Genomic DNA, 18,670 nt, shown 5'->3' with positions numbered 1-18,670 from the left:
CGCCGCGCACAATGTCGGTCATGTCGTCGCCGGTGGAGTTCCTGGAGTTGCTGGCGCGCGAGGCCGCGGCGGTCGAGTTCGAGGGTCCGCTGGTGGCCGCGCGCGCCGCCGGGCTGCCCGCCGACCGGCTGGCCGAGCTGGAGCAGGCGAAGGTGGTGGCGCTGCGGGTACGGGCGCTGCTGGCCCGGCGGCGGCGCCGGGAGACCGAGCTGTCCGGCCTGTACGACACCGCGAGCGACCTGGCCGGGCTGCGCGACCTGGACGACGTGCTGCACGCGATCGTGCACCGGGCGCGGATCCTGCTCGGCACCGACGTGGCGTACATGACGCTCAACGACGAGGAGCGCGGCGACACGTACATGCGGGTGACCGACGGCTCGATCTCGGCCCGGTTCCAGCGGCTGCGGCTGGAGCTGGGCGACGGCCTGGGCGGCCTGGTGGCGCAGACCGGCACGCCGTACGTCACCTCGAACTACCAGGAGGACGAGCGGTTCCGGCACACCGGGGAGATCGACGGCGGGGTGGGCGAGGAGGGCCTGGTGGCCATCCTGGGCGTGCCGCTGCGGCTGGGCTCCAGCGTGATCGGCGTGCTGTACGCGGCGAACCGCTCGGCCCGGCCGTTCGCCCGCGAGGAGGTGTCGCTGCTGGTGTCGCTGGCGGCGCACGCGGCGGTGGCGATCGACACCGCGCGGCTGCTGGCCGAGACGCGGGCGGCGCTGGCCGAGCTGTCGGCGGCGAACAGCACGATCCGGGCGCACAGCAGCTCGGTGGAGCGCGCCGCCGCCGCGCACGACCGGATGACCGCGCTGGTGGTGCGCGGCGGCGGGATGGAGGACGTGGCCGCGGCGGTCACCGAGGTTCTCGGCGGCGCGCTGCTGGCGCTTGATGCCGAGGGCCGGCGGCTGGCCCGGGTGGGCGAGATCGAGGAGCCGGACCGGGCGGACATCGTGGAGGCGGTCGCCGCGTCGCGTACCGAGGGGCGCAGCGTGCGCCGGGGTCCGCTCTGGTACGCCGCGGTGGTGGCCGGCGCGGAGAACCTGGGCGCGCTGGTGCTGCGCCCGGACGACGAGCTGGTCGACGCCGACCAGCGCATCCTGGAGCGGGCCGCGCTGGTGACCGCGTTGCTGCTGCTGTTCCGCCGCACGGTGGCCGAGGCGGAGGGGCGCGTGCGCGGCGAGCTGCTGGACGACCTGATCGCCCGGCCGCTGCGCGACGCGGACGCGCTGCGGGCGCGGGCCCGCCGCATCGGGGTGGACCTGGACGCGCCGCACGTGCTGGTGGCGGTCGGCGACGACGCGTTCGCCGAGACCGGCTCGGCCCGGCAGCGGGTGCTGTCCTGGGCCACCACGTACGCCTCGACCCGGGGCGGCCTGGCGGCGGCGCGCGACGGGCGGGTGGTGCTGATGCTGCCGGGCCGGGACGCGGGCGGCGCGGCCCGGGCGGTGGCCCGGGACCTGTCGCGGGTGACCGGGCGGCCGGTGACGGCGGGGGCGAGCGGCCCCTCGACCGGGCCGGCGTCGCTCGCAGTCACGTTCGCCGAGGCGGAGCGCTGCCTGTCCGCGCTGGGCGCGCTGGGGCGGGCCGGGCAGGGGGCGAGCACCGCCGAGCTGGGCTTCGTCGGGCTGCTGCTGGGCGCGGTGGGCGACGCCGGGGACCGGGACGTGGCCGGGTTCCTCACCGCGACAGTGGGTCCGGTGGTGGACTACGACGCCCGGCGGGGCACGGCGCTGGTGAAGACGCTGGAGGCGTACTTCGGGGTGGGCGGCAGCCTGGCCCGGGCCGCCGAGCAGCTGCACGTGCACGTGAACACGGTCACCCAGCGGCTGGAACGGGTCGGGCAGCTGCTCGGCGCGGACTGGCAGCGCCCGGATCGGGCGCTGGAGGTGCAGCTCGCGCTGCGCCTGCACCGGCTGCGCACGCCCACTCGCTGAGCGGCCGGGCACTGCGACCCGGTCTCAGCGGACGCGCAGGCCGTCCAGGACGGTGTCCACGATCCGCTCGGGCACCACCCGCTCGTCCCCGGCGTGCCAGTGCAGCATCCGCTGGGTGAGCATCGGCGCGGTGAGCAGCGCCATGGTCACCTCGATGTCGATGTCGGCGCGGAGTTCGCCGCGCTCGATCGCGCGGCGCAGCACCTCGCGCAACGCCTCGCGGCGCGGCTCGACGATCGCCTCGTACGCCTGCCGGTGCGCCGAGCTGCGGTTCACCTCGGGCACCAGGCACGGCATGATCTTGCGGGCCCGGGGGTCGGCGTGCTGGCCGACGGCGCCGACGAGCAGCACCAGGTCGTCGCGGACGGAACGGCCGGCGCAGTGGGGCGCGGGCCCCTTGAGCGTGCGCAGCGCGTCCAGCAGCAGCGCGTCCTTACCCGGCCAGCGGCGGTAGATGGTGGCCTTGCCGACTCCGGCGCGGGCCGCGATCGCCTCGATGCTCAGCGACTCGACGCTGTTGCCCTCGGCCAGCAGGTCGAGTGTGGCGTCCACGATCGCCTCGTCCGCGCGGGTGCTCCGCGGTCGTCCGGGCGACCGCGGAGCATCCGCCGTGGAAGTCATGTCAGACATTGTCCACGAACCTACGCGGCCCCGGCCAGCTCCCGGTCCGTGGCGGGGGTCGCACCACCGGCGGCGGCGACCGGCCGGCCGGGCATCCAGCGCAGCACGATGACGAGGCCGAGCGCGGCCACCACCGCCGAGACGCCGGCGGCCCAGTGCATGGCCGAGACGAAGGAGTCGTTCGCCGCGTCGATGAGTCGCGGCGCGGCCGGGCCGAGCCGGTCGGCGACCGCGTACGCCCCGGAGACCGACTCGCGGGCCGCGTCGCGTACCGGCGCGGGCAGGGCGGCCACCGCCGGGGCGACCTGGTCGCGGTAGACGGCGGAGAGCACCGAGCCGAGCACCGCCACGCCGAGCGCGCCGGCGACCTGCCGCACGGTGTTGCTGACCGCCGACCCGACACCGGCCTTCTCCCGGGGCAGCGACGACATGATCGACTCGGTGGCCGGGGGCATGATGTTGGCCATGCCGGCGCCCTGGAGGAAGCCGAGCGCCGAGAAGATCCAGATCGGGGTGTCCGCGTCGATGAAGACGAACGCGCCCAGCGCGGTGGCGGTGAGCAGCAGTCCGACCGCCGCCACCGACCGGCCGCCGTAGCGGCGGACCATCGCCGCGCTGCGCGGGGCGAAGATCAGCTGGGCCACCGCGAACGGCAGGAACAGCAGGCCGCTCTCCAGCGGGCTGTAGCCGCGGACCAGCTGCAGGTAGAACGCGCCGAAGAACATCACGCCCATGGCGGCGAAGAAGACCAGCCCGACCAGCGCCACCGGGGCGGCGAAGCGGGGCACCCGGAACAGCCGTACGTCCAGCGACGGGTGGTCGCTGCGCAGCTCGTGGGCGATGAACCAGCCGAGCACCGCGAGACCGCCCAGCACCGCTACCCACACCTGCGGCCGGTCGAAGCCGTGCTCGCCGCCGTCGATGATGCCGTACGTGAGCGCGACCAGGCCGACCACCGACAGCAGCACTCCGGGCACGTCGACCCGGCCGGGCTTCGGGTCGCGGGACTCCGGCACCAGGGCCGCGACCAGCACCACGCCGAGCGCCACCACCGGCACGTTGATCAGGAAGACCGAGCCCCACCAGAAGCGCTCCAGCAGCGCGCCGCCGAGCACCGGGCCGATCGCCACGCCGAGGCCGACCGCGCCGGCCCAGACGCCGATCGCCTTGGCCCGCTCACGCGGGTCGAAGACGTTGGAGATGATCGAGAGCGTCACCGGCATGATGGCCGCGCCGCCGACGCCCATGAGCGCGCGGGCCGCGATGAGCTGGGCCGGGTCCTGCGCGTACGCGGACAGCAGCGAGGCCAGCCCGAACAGCGCCAGGCCCAGGATCAGGAAGCGGCGGCGGCCGAGCCGGTCACCGAGCACGCCGAAGGTGAACAGCAGCCCGGCGAAGACGAGCGTGTAGGAGTTGATCGCCCATTCCAGCTCGCCCTGGGTGGCGCCGAGGCCGTGCACCGGGTCGGCGAGGGTGCGCAGCGCGACGTTGAGGATGGTGTTGTCGAGGACGACCACGAGGAGGCTGATCACCAGCACCCCGAGGATCGCCCACCTCCTCGGGTGTCCGGTGTTCCCGTGTGGCTCCACTGCAGGTTCTCCCCCCGGCTCCCCCGCGTCGAAATACGATACGGGTCAGACTCGTAACGGTGACGAGCGTAGGCGCGAGGATTTCGATACGGAACCGGTTCGTATCGAATGTGTGCCAGGTCACTTCTCGGCGTCAGGCGGCGCTACGCAGGCAGGCCAGCGTGGCCTCGCCGAGCGTGGTGAGGCGCTGCGGCACGGCCGAGGTGGGCGGGAACGGCTCGATCCAACCCGGGCCGGCGGCGAGCACCCGTACCCCCGGCAGGTCCCGCCGCAGCCGGACCAGGCGGTACGCGCGGCCGGTCACCGGGGTCTGCGACCAGACCACCACCACCCGCGGACGGACCCGCGCCGCCGCGCTGGCCAGCGCCGACCAGGGCAGGGCCGGGCCGAGGTGCAGCGCGCCGCGCCCGCGCTCGCGCAGCGCCGCGGCGAGCGCGTGCAGCCCGAGGCAGTGTGTCTCGTGCTCGGCGCCGGCCAGCAGCACGCCCTGGGCGGGCAGCGGCCGGGTCGGCTCGCGGCCGAACACGTCCAGCCCGACCCGCAGCCCCTCGGAGAGGGCGTGCTCCATCGCGATCTCGGCGGCGCTGTCGCCGCGCAGCGAGCCGAGCAGCGGCAGGCAGACCTGTTCCCAGGCGGGCACCACGCCGGCCTCGGCGGCCAGGTCGAGCAGCAGCCCGGCGACCTGGTTGTCGTCCAGGTCCTCGGCGGCGGCGGTCAGCCGTTTGCGGGCCGTCTCGGCGGCCCCGGCCGGCATGTTCTCGGTCAGCAACGGACGTACCCCCGGGTAGCTCTCCTACCCAGGGGTTCGCTCGCACCGGCCGATCCGGATGCGCCGACGGCGGATCCGGATCGGCCGGTCAGTCCGGGAAGGTCACCACCCAGCGGGCGCCCTCGCCACGGGACAGCCGCGAGAGTGCCTCGGGCGCCTCCGCCAGCGGCACCGTGCCGCTCACCAGCGGGCCGAGGTCGAGATCACCGGCGGCGAGCGCGGCGGCCAGCTCCGGCACCTCCCGGTCCGGGTCGGTCGAGCCGTACACCGAGGAGCGCAGCGTGCGGGCGGAGTGGAAGATGTCCAGCGCGGAGAGGCTGAGCATGTCGTCCTTGCCGCCCATGCCGACCACTGTGACCGCTCCCCCGCGCCGCGTCGCCCGCCAGGCGGCGCGGATGGTGGCGGACCGGCCGACGCACTCGAAGGCGTGGTCCACGCCGCGCCCGTCGGTGCGCGCCCGGATCTGCTTGCCCAGCGTGTCGTCGGAGCGCAGGAAGTCGGTGGCCCCGGCCGCGAGCGCCAGGTCCCGCTTGGCCTCCACCACGTCGACGGCGAGGATCGGCGACGCGCCGGCCCGCCGCGCGGCGGTCAGCACGGCCAGGCCCACCCCGCCGAGCCCGATCACCGCTACCGACTCGCCGGGCGCGACCCGCGCGGTGTTGCGGACCGCGCCGACGCCGGTGAGCACCGCGCAGCCCAGCACCGCGGCCTGCTCCGGCGGCAGCCCGGCCGGCACCGGTACGGCGGCGCGCTGCGGCACCACCACCTCCTCGGCGAGCGCGCCGAGCCCGAGCGTGACCGCGAGGGGCTCACCGGCGGCCGTCTCACCCCGGGGTGTCGACGGGTTGGGATTGGCCGCGCAGAGCCACGGCTCACCGTGCCGGCAGTGCCAGCAGTCCCGGCAGGCCGGCGCCCAGTTGAGCACCACTGGCGTGCCGACCGCGATCGTCGTGTCCGGCCCGGCCTCGGCCACCACGCCGGTCGCCTCATGGCCCAGCACCAGCGGGTACGCGGGCGCCAGCGTGCCGTCCACCATGGCCAGGTCGGAGTGGCAGATGCCGGCGGCGCGGATGCGTACCCGCAGCTCGCCCGGGCCGGGCGCGGGCAGGCGTACCTCCTCGACCGCCGGGGTCTCGCCCCGGCCGCGTACCACCAGCGCCCTCACCGCTGGATCGCCTTCAGCTCGGTGAACTCCTCCACGCCGTACGCGCCCAGTTCCCGGCCGAGGCCGGACTGCTTGTAGCCGCCGAACGGGGCGAGCGGGTTGAACGCGCCGCCGTTGACGTCCACCTGACCGGTACGCATCCGCCGGGCCACCGCCAGCGCCGCGTCGGGGTCGGCGGACCAGACCGCGCCGGCCAGCCCGTACCGGGAGTTGTTGGCGATGGCGACCGCCTCGTCGGTGTCGGCGAACGGGATCACCGCGAGCACCGGGCCGAACACCTCCTCCTGGGCGAGCGCGCTGTCCGGGTGCACGTCGGCGAAGACGGTGGGCGCGACGAAGTGCCCCTGCGGCGGCAGCGGCGCGTCCGGTCCGCCGGCGACGAGCCGGGCGCCGTCGGCGAGCGCCCGGTCCACGTGGTCGCGTACCCGCCGGGCCTGCGCGGCGGAGGCGAGCGGGCCCAGCCGGGTGGCCGGGTCGAAGGGGTCGCCGAGCCGGTAGCCGGCCACCGCCGCCGCGACCAGGTCCAGGGCCTCGTCGTAGCGGTCGCGGTGTACGAGCATCCGGGTCCAGGCGGTGCAGGTCTGCCCGGAGTTGAGCAGCGCGTTGCCGACGCCGACCTTGACCGCGGTGGGCAGATCGGCGTCGGCCAGGACGATGTTCGCGGACTTGCCGCCGAGTTCCAGCGACACCCGGGCGATCCGCTCGGCGGCCAGGTGGGCGATGCGCCGGCCGGTGGCGGTGGAGCCGGTGAACGAGACCAGGTCGACGTCGGGGTGCGCGGCCAGCGCCTCGCCGACCACCGGGCCGGTGCCGGGCACCAGGTTCACCACGCCGGGCGGCAGGCCGGCGTCGGTGATCGCGTCGAACAGCAGGTACGCGGTGAGCGGCGTCAACTCGCTGGGCTTGAGCACCACTGTGCACCCGGCGGCGAGCGCGGGCGCGACCTTCGCGACCACCTGGTGCAGCGGGTAGTTCCACGGGGTGATCGCGCCGACCACCCCGACCGGCTCGCGGACGACGAGCGAGTTGCCGACCGTGTGCTCGGCGGCCGGGCGGGCGGCCAGGTCGACCATGCTCCGCAGCACTTTGAGCGGCAGCCCGGCCTGGACGCGGGTGGCGAGCTTGAGCGGGGTACCCAGCTCGGTGGCCACGGTGCGGGCGATCTCGTCGGCGCGCGCGGCGAGCGCGGTGTGCAGCCGGTCCAGGTGCGCGGCCCGCTGCTCGGGGGCGGTTGCGGCCCAGCCGGGGAACGCGGCGCGGGCGGCGGCGACCGCGCGGTCCACGTCGGCCGGCGTACCGGCCGGCACCTCGCCGATGATGCTCGCGGTGGCCGGGTTCTCCACCGGGACGGTGTCGTCCGACGACGGGTCGGCCCAGTCACCGGCGATGTGCAGGTGGCGGCGCGTCAGCAGGGCGGGCGGGGCGGCGGCGAGATCCATGGCGTCCTTCGGGGGCGGCGGTGGAAACTAGCGGTGGGAGTTTGGACGCTACTCCGGACCGCCGACCCGTTCCAGCGGGGCGACGGTGGCCGCGTACTCGGCGGCGAGGCCGTGCAGCAGCGCGTCCAGGCCGAGCGCGAACGCCCCCTCGTCCACGCTGCGCTGGTGGCCGGCGAGGCGGTGCGCCTGGTTGAGGTGCGGGTGCGCGGCGTAGAGCGAGGGGTCCTCGACGAAGCCGCGGGCGAACGAGCCGAGCGCGGACCCGGCCACGAAGTAGCGCATCGCGGCCCCGATGTGGGTGGCCCGCGCGGGCGGCCAGCCGGCCCGGACCAGCGCGCCGTAGACCGCGTCGGCCATGGCGAGCGCGGCCGGACGGCGGCCCGGCCCCTGCGCCAGGTACGGCACGATGTTCGGGTGCGCGGCCAGCGCGGCCCGGTACGAGCGCGCCCAGCGGCCGAGCGCGTCGAGCCACTCGTACTCGTCGAAGACGCCGATGTCCACGGTCGCCGCGACGCCGTCGGCCACCGCGTCGAGGATCTCCTCCTTGGTGGCGAAGTGGTTGTAGAGCGAGGGGCCGCGTACGCCCAGCGCGGCGGCGAGCCGCCGGGTGGAGAGCGCGTCCAGCCCGTCGGCGTCGATCAGCGCCAGCGCGGTCTCGACGATCCGGTCGCGGGTGAGCAGGGCCTGTCGGGGTCGGGGCACCTGATCATCATCCTCCTTTCGACATCGGGTCTGGACGCGGGAAAACTTCCAGCGCTAGTTTATAGCCAGTCGACCTGAGGGGGAACCGTGGACTTCGCACTGTCCGACGAGGAACGCGCGATCCGGGACACCGTTCGCACGTTCGTCACCCGCGAGGTGATGCCGCTGGAGGCGGAGGTGCTGCGCCGCGAGCGCGCCCACCAGCCCGGCCTCGACCGCTCCGAGCTGCGCGAACTGCAGCTCAAGGCGAAGAAGTTCGGCTTCTGGGGGCTGGCCACCCCGGAGGAGTACGGCGGCATGGCGCTGCCGGCGGTCATGCAGTCGCTGATCTGGACCGAGCTGGGCCGCACCTTCGTGCCGTTCCGGTTCGGCGGCGAAGCCGACAACATCCTGTTCCACGCCACCGAGGAGCAGAAGCGCGAGTTCCTCATCCCCACCATCGAGGGGGAACGGATCTCCTGCTTCGCCATCACCGAGCCCGGCGCGGGCTCCGACGCGGCGAACATCAAGCTGCGCGCCCGCCGCGACGGCGACGACTGGATCCTCGACGGCGAGAAGACGTTCATCACCAACGGCAACGACGCCGACTTCGCCATCGTGGTCGCCGTGACCGACCCGGAGAAGGGCGCCCGCCGCGGCGGCGCCACCGCCTTCCTGGTGGACCGCGCGATGGGCTGGCGCTCGGAGTTCATCCAGACCATGGGCGAGGGCGGCCCGGCCTCGCTGATCTTCGACGGCGTACGGGTGCCGCACCGCAACATCCTCGGCGAGATCGGGCAGGGCTTCACGCTCGGCATGGAGTGGATCGGCAAGGGCCGCTACACCATCCCGTCGCACGCCGTCGGCATCGCCGAACGAGTCCTCCAGATGGCGATCGACCACGCCAACACGCGGGAGACGTTCGGCGCGCCGATCGCCACCAACCAGGCCATCCAGTGGATGATCGCCGACTCGGAGACCGAACTGGAGGCGGCCCGCTGGCTGATCCTGCGCTCGGCCTGGACGGTCGACCAGGGCCTCGACCCCCGGCACGCCTCCTCGATGGGCAAGCTCTACGGCGCCGGCATGGTCAACCGGGTGGTGGACCGGGCGCTGCAGATCCACGGCGGCATGGGCTACACCCGCGAGCTGCCGATCGAACGCTGGTACCGGCAGGTCCGGCTGTACCGGATCTTCGAGGGCACCGACGAGATGCAGCGGCTGATCATCTCCCGGGACCTGCTACGCGGCTACACGAAGATCGGCGGCCACCTGGCCTGAGTGGCCTGGGCGGCCTGAGTGGCCTGGGCGGTCGCCGGGCGGAGCCGTCAGCCGGTCAGCGCCTCGACCGCCCGGTCCACGTCCTCCTCGGTCGTGTACAGGTGGAACGAGGCGCGGACCCGGCCCGCCCGGACCGCCGCGCGCACCCCGGCGCGGGCCAGCCGTTCCTGCGCGTCCGGCACGTCCACGGAGACGATCGCGCTGTCGCCGGGCGGGCGGCCCAGCCCGGTCAGGAACCGGTTGGCCAGCCCCACGTCGTACGCGCGCACCTCCTCCGGATCGAGGTCGGCGAGCAGCTCCAGCGCGGGCGCGGCCCCGACGTAGCACAGCCAGGACGGGGAGATGTCGAAGCGCCGGGCGTCGTCGGCCAGGCGCAGCGGCAGTCCGTAGTAGGAGGCGTGCGGGTCCTTGCCCGCGAACCACCCGGCCGCGTCCGGGCGAATCCGCTCGCGCAGCTCCGGCGCCAGGTAGGCGAAGGCCGCGCCGCGCGGCGCCATCAACCACTTGTACGCACCGACCACCACCGCGTCCGCCCGGTCCGCGGCGAACGGCAGCCACCCGCACGCCTGCGTGGCGTCGACCACCACGACGGCGCCGTGCGCGCGGGCCGCCGCGACGATCTCGTCGTACGGGGCCACGACGCCGTCGGCGGACTGCACCACGCTGAACGCCACCAGGTCGGTGCCGGCGTCGATCGCGTCGACCAGGCCGGCCAGCGGCACGGTGCGGACCCGCACCCCGCGCTCCTGCTGGACGAGCCAGGGGAACAGGATCGAGGTGAACTCGCTCTCGGGCACCACCACAGTCGCACCCTCCGGCAGGCTCGCCGCGATCGGCGCGACCAGCTGCGACACGGCGGAACCGATGCTCACGTCGGCGGCGTCCACGCCGGTCAGCCGGGCGAACGCGGCCCGGGACCGGTCCACCGACTCGTCCCACACCTCGAACGACACCCGTCCGCCCCGCCAGTCGGCGAGCACCCGCTGCACGGCGTCCCACACCGGCTCGGGCGGCAGCCCGTAGGTGGCGGTGTTCAACCAGCCCGGTTCCGGCTGCCACAACTTCCGTGCCTGCTCCAGCTCCATGCCCCCGACGCTAACCACCCCCACCCCACCCCCGACACCACCAATCCCACCCCCGTGGCCCCCGCACCGCCCACCCCGCCCGCCCCCGCCCCCGCCCCCGCGCGGCCCGCCCGACCCCGGCGATCTTGCACTTTCGGCCCCGGCGAATCGGGGCAAACAGGCCCTCGGTGGGGCCGAAGCTGCAAGATCGCGGCAGAACGAGGGCGTTGGGGACGGCGAGATGTACAAAATCGCGCGGCGGAACGAGGGCGAGGGGCGGAACGTGCAAGATCACGGGGCCAGGCGGGAGCACCAACGCGCCAACTCCCCGTCCCGTCGATCATGAAGTTGGCGGCGACAAATCGGACGTCAGGTGCCGTCAACTTCATGATCGACGCGGTGGGGTGGGGAGGGTCAGGGGGGTGGGGGGAGGTCGGGGAGTGCGGCAGTGAGCTCCTCGCGGACCCGGGGCAGGGGCCAGGTGGCCAGGTCTCGCAGGGAGTGGTGGCGGCGCAGGTGTCGTACCACGGTCAGGCCGACCAGGTAGCCGCACCGCTTGGGCAGGCCGTCGGCCAGCGGCGAGTCCCGCATCAGGAAGTACGGGGCGTGGTGCTCGACGTCGGTGGCGTCGAAGTCGGCGCGGACCCGGCGCAGGATCTCCGGCCACCGGCGGCGGCACTCGTCGAGCCACTGCCGGTGGCCGGGCCGGCCGAACCAGAGGTACTCCTCGTCCGGCCGCCCGGGGTCCAGCTCCGCCGTCACCTGGGTGGCGAGCCCTTCGGTGAACAGGGCGTTCGCCACCCCGTACTCGGGCCAGTCGCGGATCGCGGCGCCGCGGTCGTGCACCACGTGCGCGGCCTCGTGCCGCACCAGCAGGTCGAGATCCTCGGGCGGGCCGAGCTGTTCCACGGCGAGGAAGAGCGCGTACCTGCCGTTCAGCTCACCGGCCCAGCCGTTGGCCCGGTTGCGCCCGACCAGCACCACGCACTCGACCGGCCCGCCGTCGCCGGACCAGCCCAGCGCGTCCGCCACCGCCGCGACGCCGCCGGGCAGCAGCGCGCGTACCGTCTCGGCTCGTGCCGCCAGCTCGGTGGCGCGGTCGCGGAGCCCGTCCAGGGCGGCGGCCACGCCGGCGGCGTCGGACCAGCCGCCGTCGCGGCGCAGCGCCCGGACCACGTCCGGGTGCCCGGCCAGGTAGCGGGAGGTCCACGGCTCCGGCGGGCCGGACCGTTCGGCGCAGGCCAGGAAGTCGGGCACCAGGTCACGGACGAGCAGCAGGTCGGTGGGCGGCATCCGCACGATGCTGCCCGGCCGCGGCGCGGCGGGCAAGACCGCGACGGTACGGGGACAGCTCCGCATCTGAAGGAAGTCTTCACGAAACCGCCCTTCGACGCAAGGTATCGACATAGACGAACGTCACGCTATAAGGTGCGGCGAACCGACGACGGGAGCCAGTCGCCCCATGCAGTCGACGAGGAGTGACGTGACAGTTCGGAGACCCTCGCGCCGGGTGAGCCACCTGCTCGGCGGCGCCGTGATCCTCATGATCGGCCTGACCGGCCAGCCGGCCCACGCCGCGCCTGCGCACGGCGCTCAGCCGCTCGCCGCGCCACCGCTCGCCGCGGCCTTCGACCGGGCCGCCGCCGGCTCCGACGTGCCGCGCGACCTGCTCGCCGCGCTCGGGTACGCCGAGACTCGCCTGGACGGTCACGGCGGGCAGCCCAGCGCCTCCGGCGGATACGGCGTGATGCACCTGACCAGCAACCCGAAGGTACGGACGCTGGACGAGGCCGCACGCCGGACCCGGCTGGACCGGGCCGAGCTGCGTACCCGGGACGCGGCGAACGTGGCCGGCGCGGCGGCCGTGCTGCGCTCCTACGCCGACGAGGCCGGGCTGACCGCGGCGCAGCGCGACGACGTCAACCAGTGGTACGTCCCGATCGCCCGCTACGGCGGCTCGACGGACGCGGCCACCGCCCGGCTGTACGCGGACGCCGTGTACGACCTGCTCGCCCGGGGCTTCATCGCTACCACCGCCGGCGGCGAGGTCAGCGTGGACGGCCGTCCGGTCGCGCCGCAGCGGGGCCGGTACGCCGACGTGGCGCCGCTGGGCACCGGCGACTTCGGCACCCTGAGCACCGACTACGGCCCGGCCGCATGGGTGCCCGCCAACTCGTCCAACTACACGGTCTCCAGCCGCGAGTCGGCGTACCCGATCAACTACATCGTCATCCACACCATGCAGGGCAGCTACGCCGGCTCGATCAGCTGGTTCCAGAACGCCGCCGCCGGCACCAGCGCGCACTACCTGCTCCGCTCCTCCGACGGCGCGGTGACCCAGATGGTGCGGGACAAGGACATCGCCTGGCACGCCGGCAACTGGACCTACAACACCCAGTCGATCGGCATCGAGCACGAGGGGTACGTCGACAACGCCTCCTGGTACACCGACGCGATGTACCGGTCGTCGGCGGCGCTGACCCGGTACCTGTGCGACAAGTACGGCATCCCGAAGACCCGCACCAACATCATCGGGCACAACCAGGTGCCGGGCGCCACGCACACCGACCCGGGGTCGAACTGGAACTGGACCTACTACATGCAGCTCGTCACCGGCGGCACCACTCCCCCGCCGACCGCCTGGTCGACGATCGTGGACAACACCACCGCCGGCCGGTTCACCGCGAGCGCCAACTGGGGCACCTCGACGTACTCGGCGCAGCGCTACGGTGCCGACTACCGGTACGCCAACCCCGTCGCGGCCAGCGACACCGCCTGGTACAAGGTGAACATCCCGGCGACGGCCACCTACCGGGTGGAGGTCTGGTATCCGGCCGTCGCCGGCTACAACACCTCCACGCCGTACATCGTCGCGACGACGAGCGGCAACCAGACGGTAGCGGTGAACCAGGGCGCCAACGGCGGTGCGTGGCGGTCACTGGGCACCTTCACCCTGGCCGCCGGTGACGCCGACAAGGTCGGTGTCAGCAGGTGGTCCGGCAGCACCGGGTACGTGATCGCCGACGCCGTCCGCGTCACCCGCGTCTAGCCGGCACGTCCCCGCTCGGCCCGGTCAGCTCACGTTGGCCGGGCCGAGCACGCTCTTCAGGTCACCCATCAACGCAGTGGTCGGCGCGACCCGGAACGGGCCGAGGCGCAGCGTGGTGACCTTGCCGCCGTTGAGCAGCTTGACGTGCACCTCGGTGTCGCCGGGATGCAGCACCAGCGTCTCCTTGAGCCGTTCCACCAGCGGCGGCGTGCAGCGGTGCACCGGGATGGTGAGCGTGACCGGCTTGTTCGCCGGGTTGCTGGTGACGTCCGGCATGGACATGTCCATCGCCATGATGCGCGGGGTGTCGTCGCGCCGGTCCACCCGGCCCTTGACCACCACGATCGCGTCCTCGGCGATGTACTGGCCGATCACCTCGTACGTGTTCGGGAAGAACAGCGTCTCCACGCCGCCGGCCAGGTCCTCCAGGGTGGCCGACGCCCACGCCCGGCCCTGCTTGGTGACCCGGCGCTGCACGCCGGAGAGGATGCCGGCCAGGGTGACCACCGCGCCGTCGGGCACCGTGCCCTCCTCCGACAGCGCGGCGATGGTGGTGTCCGCCGCCGCGCCGAGCACGTGTTCCAGACCGAACAGCGGGTGGTCGGAGACGTACAGGCCGAGCATCTCGCGCTCGAACGCGAGCTTGTCGCGCTTGTCCCACTCCCCCTCGCCGATGACCGGCATGACGGTGGTGGTGCCGCCGGTCTCGGACTCGCCGAAGCCCGCGCCGAACAGGTCGTACTGGCCGACCGCCTCCTTGCGCTTGACGTCGGCGTACGCGTCGATGGCGTCGGCGTGCACTGCGAGCAGGCCCTTGCGCGGGTGGCCGAGCGCGTCGAACGCCCCGGCCTTGATCAGCGATTCGATTGTCTTCTTGTTGCAGACCACGGCGTCGACCTTGGACAGGAAGTCGTAGAAGTCGGCGTAGTCGCCCTTCTCCTCGCGGCACCGCATGATCGAGGCGACCACGTTCGCGCCGACGTTGCGTACCGCGCCGAGACCGAAGCGGATCTCCTCGCCGACCGGGGTGAACGGCCCGGCCGAGGTGTTGACGTCCGGCGGCAGCACCTGGATGCGCATCCGGCGGCACTCGGACAGGTACATCGCCATCTTGTCCTTGTCGTCACCGACGGAGGTGAGCAGGGCGGCCATGTACTCGGCCGGGTAGTGCGCCTTGAGGTACGCGGTCCAGTAGGAGACCAGGCCGTACGCGGCGGAGTGGGCCTTGTTGAAGGCGTAGCCGGCGAACGGCACCAGCACGTCCCACACGGCCTGGATGGCCTCGTCGGAGTAGCCGCGCTCGCGGCAGCCGTCCCGGAACGGGATGAACTCCTTGTCCAGGATCTCCTTCTTCTTCTTGCCCATCGCCCGGCGCAGCAGGTCGGCCTGGCCGAGCGTGTAGCCGGCGAGGATCTGCGCGGCGCGCTGCACCTGCTCCTGGTAGACGATCAGGCCGTAGGTGGGCGCGAGGATCTCGCGCAGCGGCTCCTCCAGCTCCGGGTGGATCGGGGTGATCTCCTGGAGGCCGTTCTTGCGCAGCGCGTAGTTGGTGTGCGAGTCCACGCCCATCGGGCCGGGCCGGTAGAGCGCCAGGACGGCGGAGATGTCCTCGAAGTTGTCCGGCTTCATCAGCCGCAGCAGCGAGCGCATCGGCCCGCCGTCGAGCTGGAACACGCCGAGCGTGTCGCCGCGGGCCAGCAGCTCGTACGCCTGCTTGTCATCAAGCGGCAGGCCGAGCAGGTCCAGCTCCCGGCCGTGGTTGAGCTGGATGTTCTTCACCGCGTCGTCGATGATCGTCAGGTTGCGCAGGCCGAGGAAGTCCATCTTCAGCAGCCCGAGCGACTCGCAGGTCGGGTAGTCGAACTGCGTGATGATGACGCCGTCGGAGTCGCGCCGCATGAGCGGGATGTGCTCGATGATCGGCTCGGCGGACATGATGACGCCGGCGGCGTGCACACCTGTCTGCCGGATCAGGCCCTCGATGCCCTTGGCGGTCTCGATGACCTTCTTGACGTCCGGGTCGGACTCGTAGAGGCCACGGATCTCGCCCGCCTCGGCGTAGCGGGGGTGCTTCGGGTCGAAGATGCCGGACAGCGGGATGTCCTTGCCCATCACCGCCGGGGGCATGGCCTTGGTGATCCGGTCGCCGACCGCGTACGGGTAGCCGAGCACCCGGGCCGAGTCCTTGATCGCGGCCTTCGCCTTGATCGTGCCGAACGTGGCGATCTGCGCGACCTTGTCCTCGCCCCACTTGTCGGTCACGTACTTGATGACCTCACCGCGCCGGCGCTCGTCGAAGTCGATGTCGACATCGGGCATGGAGACGCGCTCGGGGTTGAGGAACCGCTCGAAGATCAGGCCGTGCGGGATCGGGTCGAGGTCGGTGATGCCGAGCGCGTACGCCACGAGCGAGCCGGCCGCCGAGCCACGCCCGGGGCCGACCGCGATGCCCTGGCTCTTGGCCCACTGGATGAAGTCGGCGACCACGAGGAAGTACGACGGGAAGCCCATCTGGATGATGACGCCCAGCTCGTACTCGGCCTGGACGACGTGGCCCTCGGGGATGCCGTTGGGGAAGCGGCGCTTCAGCCCGGCGAACGTCTCCTTGCGGAACCAGGACTCCTCGGTCTCGCCCTCGGGGATCGGGAACCGCGGCATCAGGTTGTGGAACGTGAACATGCCGGCCGGGTCGACCTTCTCGGCCACCAGCAGCGTGTTGCGGCAGCCCTGCTGCCACAGCTCGGATGAGTCGACCGCGCGCATCTGGTCGGCGGACTTGACGAAGTAGCCGCCGCCCTCGAAGCGGAACCGGTTGGGGTCGGCGACGTTGCTGCCGGTCTGTACGCAGAGCAGCACGTCGTGCGCCTCGGCCTGCGCCTCGTGGGTGTAGTGCGAGTCGTTCGTGACCACCGGCGGGATGTCGAGCTTGCGGGCGATCTCGGTGAGCCCCTCGCGGACCCGACGCTCGATGTCGAGGCCGTGGTCCATGATCTCCAGGAAGTAGTTGTCCTTGCCGAAGATGTCCTGGTACGCGGCGGCGACCTTGAGCGCCTCGTCGAACTGGCCGAGCCGCAGCCGGGTCTGCACCGCGCCGGACGGGCAGCCGGTGGTGGCCATGATGCCCTGGGCGTGCTCGGCGATCAGCTCCATGTCCATCCGGGGCCACTTCACGTAGTGGCCCTCCATGGAGGCGCGGGAGTTGAGCTTGAACAGGTTGTGCAGGCCGTCGCGGTTCTTCGCCCACATGGTCATGTGGGTGATCGCGCCGTTGCCGGAGACGTCGTCGCTCTTCTGCTCGGGGCGCCCCCACTTGACCCGGGCCTTGTGGAAGCGCGACTCCGGCGCGACGTACGCCTCGACGCCGAGGATGGGCTTGACCCCGGCGTCCATGGCCTGCTTGTAGAAGTCGTTCGCGCCGTGCATGTTGCCGTGGTCGGTGATCGCCACCGCCGGCATGCCGAGCCGCGCCGCCTCGGCGAAGAGGTCCTTGAGCCGGGCCGCCCCGTCGAGCATCGAGTACTCGGTGTGTACGTGCAGATGCGCGAACGAATCGCCCATGCGTGGCGCCCCCCGGGTTGTGGATCAAGCTGCGTCGGAGTCGACCGACCCACCCTACCGAGGTGATCGTGCGGGCTCCACCGTCCGCGCCGAGGGTGGCCCGGGTCTCTCCGGCGGGCCGGTGTGCGGCACGCGATGTTCTTCTCTATTGCAATGGTGTGTGGCACACACTATCGTGTTGGACATGGTCAGCGAAGAGGTCCTCCGGACCCACCTCCAGGAGCTACGGCGCGGCACTGTCGTGGTGGCCAGCCTGGTCGCCCTGCGCCGCCCCGACTACGGATACGCCCTGCTGCAACGGCTGGCCGCGCACGGCTTCGCGGTCGACGCCAACACGCTCTACCCGCTGCTGCGCCGGCTGGAGGACCAGGGCCTGCTGACCAGCGAGTGGAACACCGAGGAGAGCCGGCCGCGCAAGTTCTACCGGACCAGCGACGACGGCGAGGCCGTCCTGAACCGCCTGCTCGACGACATGACCGCGGTGCGGGCGTCCGTCACCGACCTGATCGAAGGAGCGGAACGATGAGTTCCCTGACCGACCGTTACGTCGCCGCCACCATGCGGGCCGTGCCCGCGCAGCGCCGCCTGGAACTCGCCGAGGAACTGCGCGGCTCCATCGCCGACATGATCGACGACCGGACCTCGGGCGGGCAGGACCACGCCTCCGCCGAGCGGGAGGTGCTCACCGAGCTGGGCCACCCGGAGAAGCTCGCGGCCCGCTACAGCGACCGCACGCTGCAACTCATCGGCCCGCGCTACTACCTGACCTGGTGGCGGCTGCTGCGGCTGTTGCTCACCTGGATCCCGGCGATCGTCGGCGTGCTCTCCGGCCTCACCAAGGCGCTCGTCGACGGCGAGCCGGGCGCGGCGATCGGCACGGCGGTCGTGGCCGCGATGCAGACCGCGGTGCAGATCGCGTTCTGGGTGACGCTGGTGTTCGCCGTGCTGGAACGCACCCGCACGCCGCTCGGCCTGCCCGAGTGGACAGTCGAACAGCTTCCCGAGGAGACCCGGGAACGGCAGATCAGCCACTCCGACAGCATCGCCTCGGTGGTGTTCCTGCTCGCCACCATCGGCCTCCTGATCGGCCAGCACTTCCAGCGCTGGACCACCGACGACGGCACCCGGCTGCCGGCGCTCGACCCGGCGCTCTGGAGCTTCTGGCTGCCCGCCCTGATCGTGGTGCTGCTGGCCACCGTCGGCCTGGAGATCGCCAAGTACCGGTCCGGCCGGTGGACCTGGCCGCTGGTGGCGGTCAACGCGGTGCTCAACGTCGCCTTCGCCGCCCCGGTGCTCTGGCTGCTCGCCACCGACCGGCTGCTCAACCCGGAGCTGGTCGAGCGGTTCGCCTGGCTGCGCGACGGCGGCACCGTCGAGTTCGCCCGGGTGGCGGGCGCGGTGGTCGTGCTGGTCGCGATCTGGGACGTGATCGACAGCGCGGTCAAGGCCGCCCGCGCCACCTGAGCCACGCCCGGCCCGGCACGCCCCGTCGAGGGCGTGCCGGGCCCTTCCGGGTACGCGGG

14 protein-coding genes are annotated in these 18,670 nt (G+C 73.0%); 5 read left to right on the top strand and 9 right to left on the bottom strand.

Features of this window, described 5'->3' with window-relative positions:
• Positions 1-11 precede the first annotated feature (11 nt).
• Positions 12-1,931 carry a helix-turn-helix domain-containing protein gene (locus J3R08_RS12045; RefSeq protein WP_209964175.1) on the top strand — a complete coding sequence of 640 codons (1,920 nt, stop codon included), beginning with the start codon at positions 12-14 and terminating at the stop codon, positions 1,929-1,931.
• A gap of 24 nt (positions 1,932-1,955) precedes the next feature.
• Here the strand turns inward: J3R08_RS12045 and J3R08_RS12040 are convergent, their stop codons facing one another.
• The 6 genes from J3R08_RS12040 to J3R08_RS12015 all read right to left on the bottom strand — a co-directional run bounded on the left by J3R08_RS12040 (position 1,956) and on the right by J3R08_RS12015 (position 8,216).
• Complete coding sequence (locus J3R08_RS12040) at positions 1,956-2,561, bottom strand: TetR/AcrR family transcriptional regulator (RefSeq protein ID WP_030502541.1); 606 nt, start codon at positions 2,559-2,561, stop codon at positions 1,956-1,958.
• Positions 2,562-2,572: 11 nt separating this feature from the next.
• Positions 2,573-4,141, bottom strand: coding sequence for an MFS transporter (locus J3R08_RS12035; RefSeq protein WP_043324981.1), 1,569 nt, complete (start codon positions 4,139-4,141; stop codon positions 2,573-2,575).
• 133 nt (positions 4,142-4,274) lie between these two features.
• Positions 4,275-4,910 (bottom strand): transcriptional regulator, encoded by a 636-nt coding sequence (locus J3R08_RS12030; protein WP_223201133.1) that lies wholly within the window; start codon positions 4,908-4,910, stop codon positions 4,275-4,277.
• 88 nt (positions 4,911-4,998) lie between these two features.
• Positions 4,999-6,075 (bottom strand): alcohol dehydrogenase catalytic domain-containing protein, encoded by a 1,077-nt coding sequence (locus J3R08_RS12025; protein WP_231915646.1) that lies wholly within the window; start codon positions 6,073-6,075, stop codon positions 4,999-5,001.
• On the bottom strand, positions 6,072-7,514 hold the full coding sequence (locus J3R08_RS12020) for an aldehyde dehydrogenase family protein (protein ID WP_064448532.1): 1,443 nt from the start codon (positions 7,512-7,514) through the stop codon (positions 6,072-6,074). The genes J3R08_RS12025 and J3R08_RS12020 overlap by 4 nt, the downstream gene beginning before the upstream one ends.
• 48 nt (positions 7,515-7,562) lie before the next feature.
• Complete coding sequence (locus tag J3R08_RS12015) at positions 7,563-8,216, bottom strand: TetR/AcrR family transcriptional regulator (RefSeq protein WP_043324983.1); 654 nt, start codon at positions 8,214-8,216, stop codon at positions 7,563-7,565.
• Positions 8,217-8,303: 87 nt separating this feature from the next.
• Here J3R08_RS12015 and J3R08_RS12010 point away from each other — a divergent pair, with 87 nt between their 5' ends.
• Entirely contained in the window at positions 8,304-9,476 is a 1,173-nt protein-coding gene (locus J3R08_RS12010; RefSeq protein WP_043324984.1) for an acyl-CoA dehydrogenase family protein, read from the top strand.
• Between the two features lie 47 nt (positions 9,477-9,523).
• Here the strand turns inward: J3R08_RS12010 and J3R08_RS12005 are convergent, their stop codons facing one another.
• Positions 9,524-10,561, bottom strand: a complete 1,038-nt coding sequence (locus J3R08_RS12005) for an aminotransferase class V-fold PLP-dependent enzyme (RefSeq protein WP_069087659.1) — start codon at positions 10,559-10,561, stop codon at positions 9,524-9,526.
• A gap of 393 nt (positions 10,562-10,954) precedes the next feature.
• The gene (locus J3R08_RS12000) at positions 10,955-11,869 is read right to left on the bottom strand and encodes a hypothetical protein (protein WP_245254724.1); all 915 of its coding nucleotides are present in this window, start codon (positions 11,867-11,869) and stop codon (positions 10,955-10,957) included.
• A gap of 769 nt (positions 11,870-12,638) precedes the next feature.
• Between J3R08_RS12000 and J3R08_RS32845 the strand changes: the two genes are divergently transcribed.
• Complete coding sequence (locus J3R08_RS32845) at positions 12,639-13,589, top strand: N-acetylmuramoyl-L-alanine amidase (protein WP_374102406.1); 951 nt, start codon at positions 12,639-12,641, stop codon at positions 13,587-13,589.
• 24 nt (positions 13,590-13,613) lie between these two features.
• Here the strand turns inward: J3R08_RS32845 and dnaE are convergent, their stop codons facing one another.
• Positions 13,614-17,147, bottom strand: coding sequence for a DNA polymerase III subunit alpha (gene dnaE, locus J3R08_RS11990; RefSeq protein WP_209961154.1), 3,534 nt, complete (start codon positions 17,145-17,147; stop codon positions 13,614-13,616).
• 184 nt (positions 17,148-17,331) lie between these two features.
• Between dnaE and J3R08_RS11985 the strand changes: the two genes are divergently transcribed.
• Entirely contained in the window at positions 17,332-17,673 is a 342-nt protein-coding gene (locus J3R08_RS11985; protein WP_073827635.1) for a PadR family transcriptional regulator, read from the top strand.
• Positions 17,670-18,611, top strand: coding sequence for a permease prefix domain 1-containing protein (locus J3R08_RS11980; RefSeq protein WP_209961151.1), 942 nt, complete (start codon positions 17,670-17,672; stop codon positions 18,609-18,611). Before J3R08_RS11985 ends, J3R08_RS11980 begins: the two co-directional genes overlap by 4 nt.
• Positions 18,612-18,670 lie beyond the last annotated feature (59 nt).

Source organism: Micromonospora sp. HB375 (genome assembly GCF_017872985.1).
GTDB lineage: Bacteria > Actinomycetota > Actinomycetes > Mycobacteriales > Micromonosporaceae > Micromonospora > Micromonospora chalcea.
Note: the sequence above shows the minus strand (reverse complement) of the source record. Positions and strands in the feature narration are given on the sequence as shown.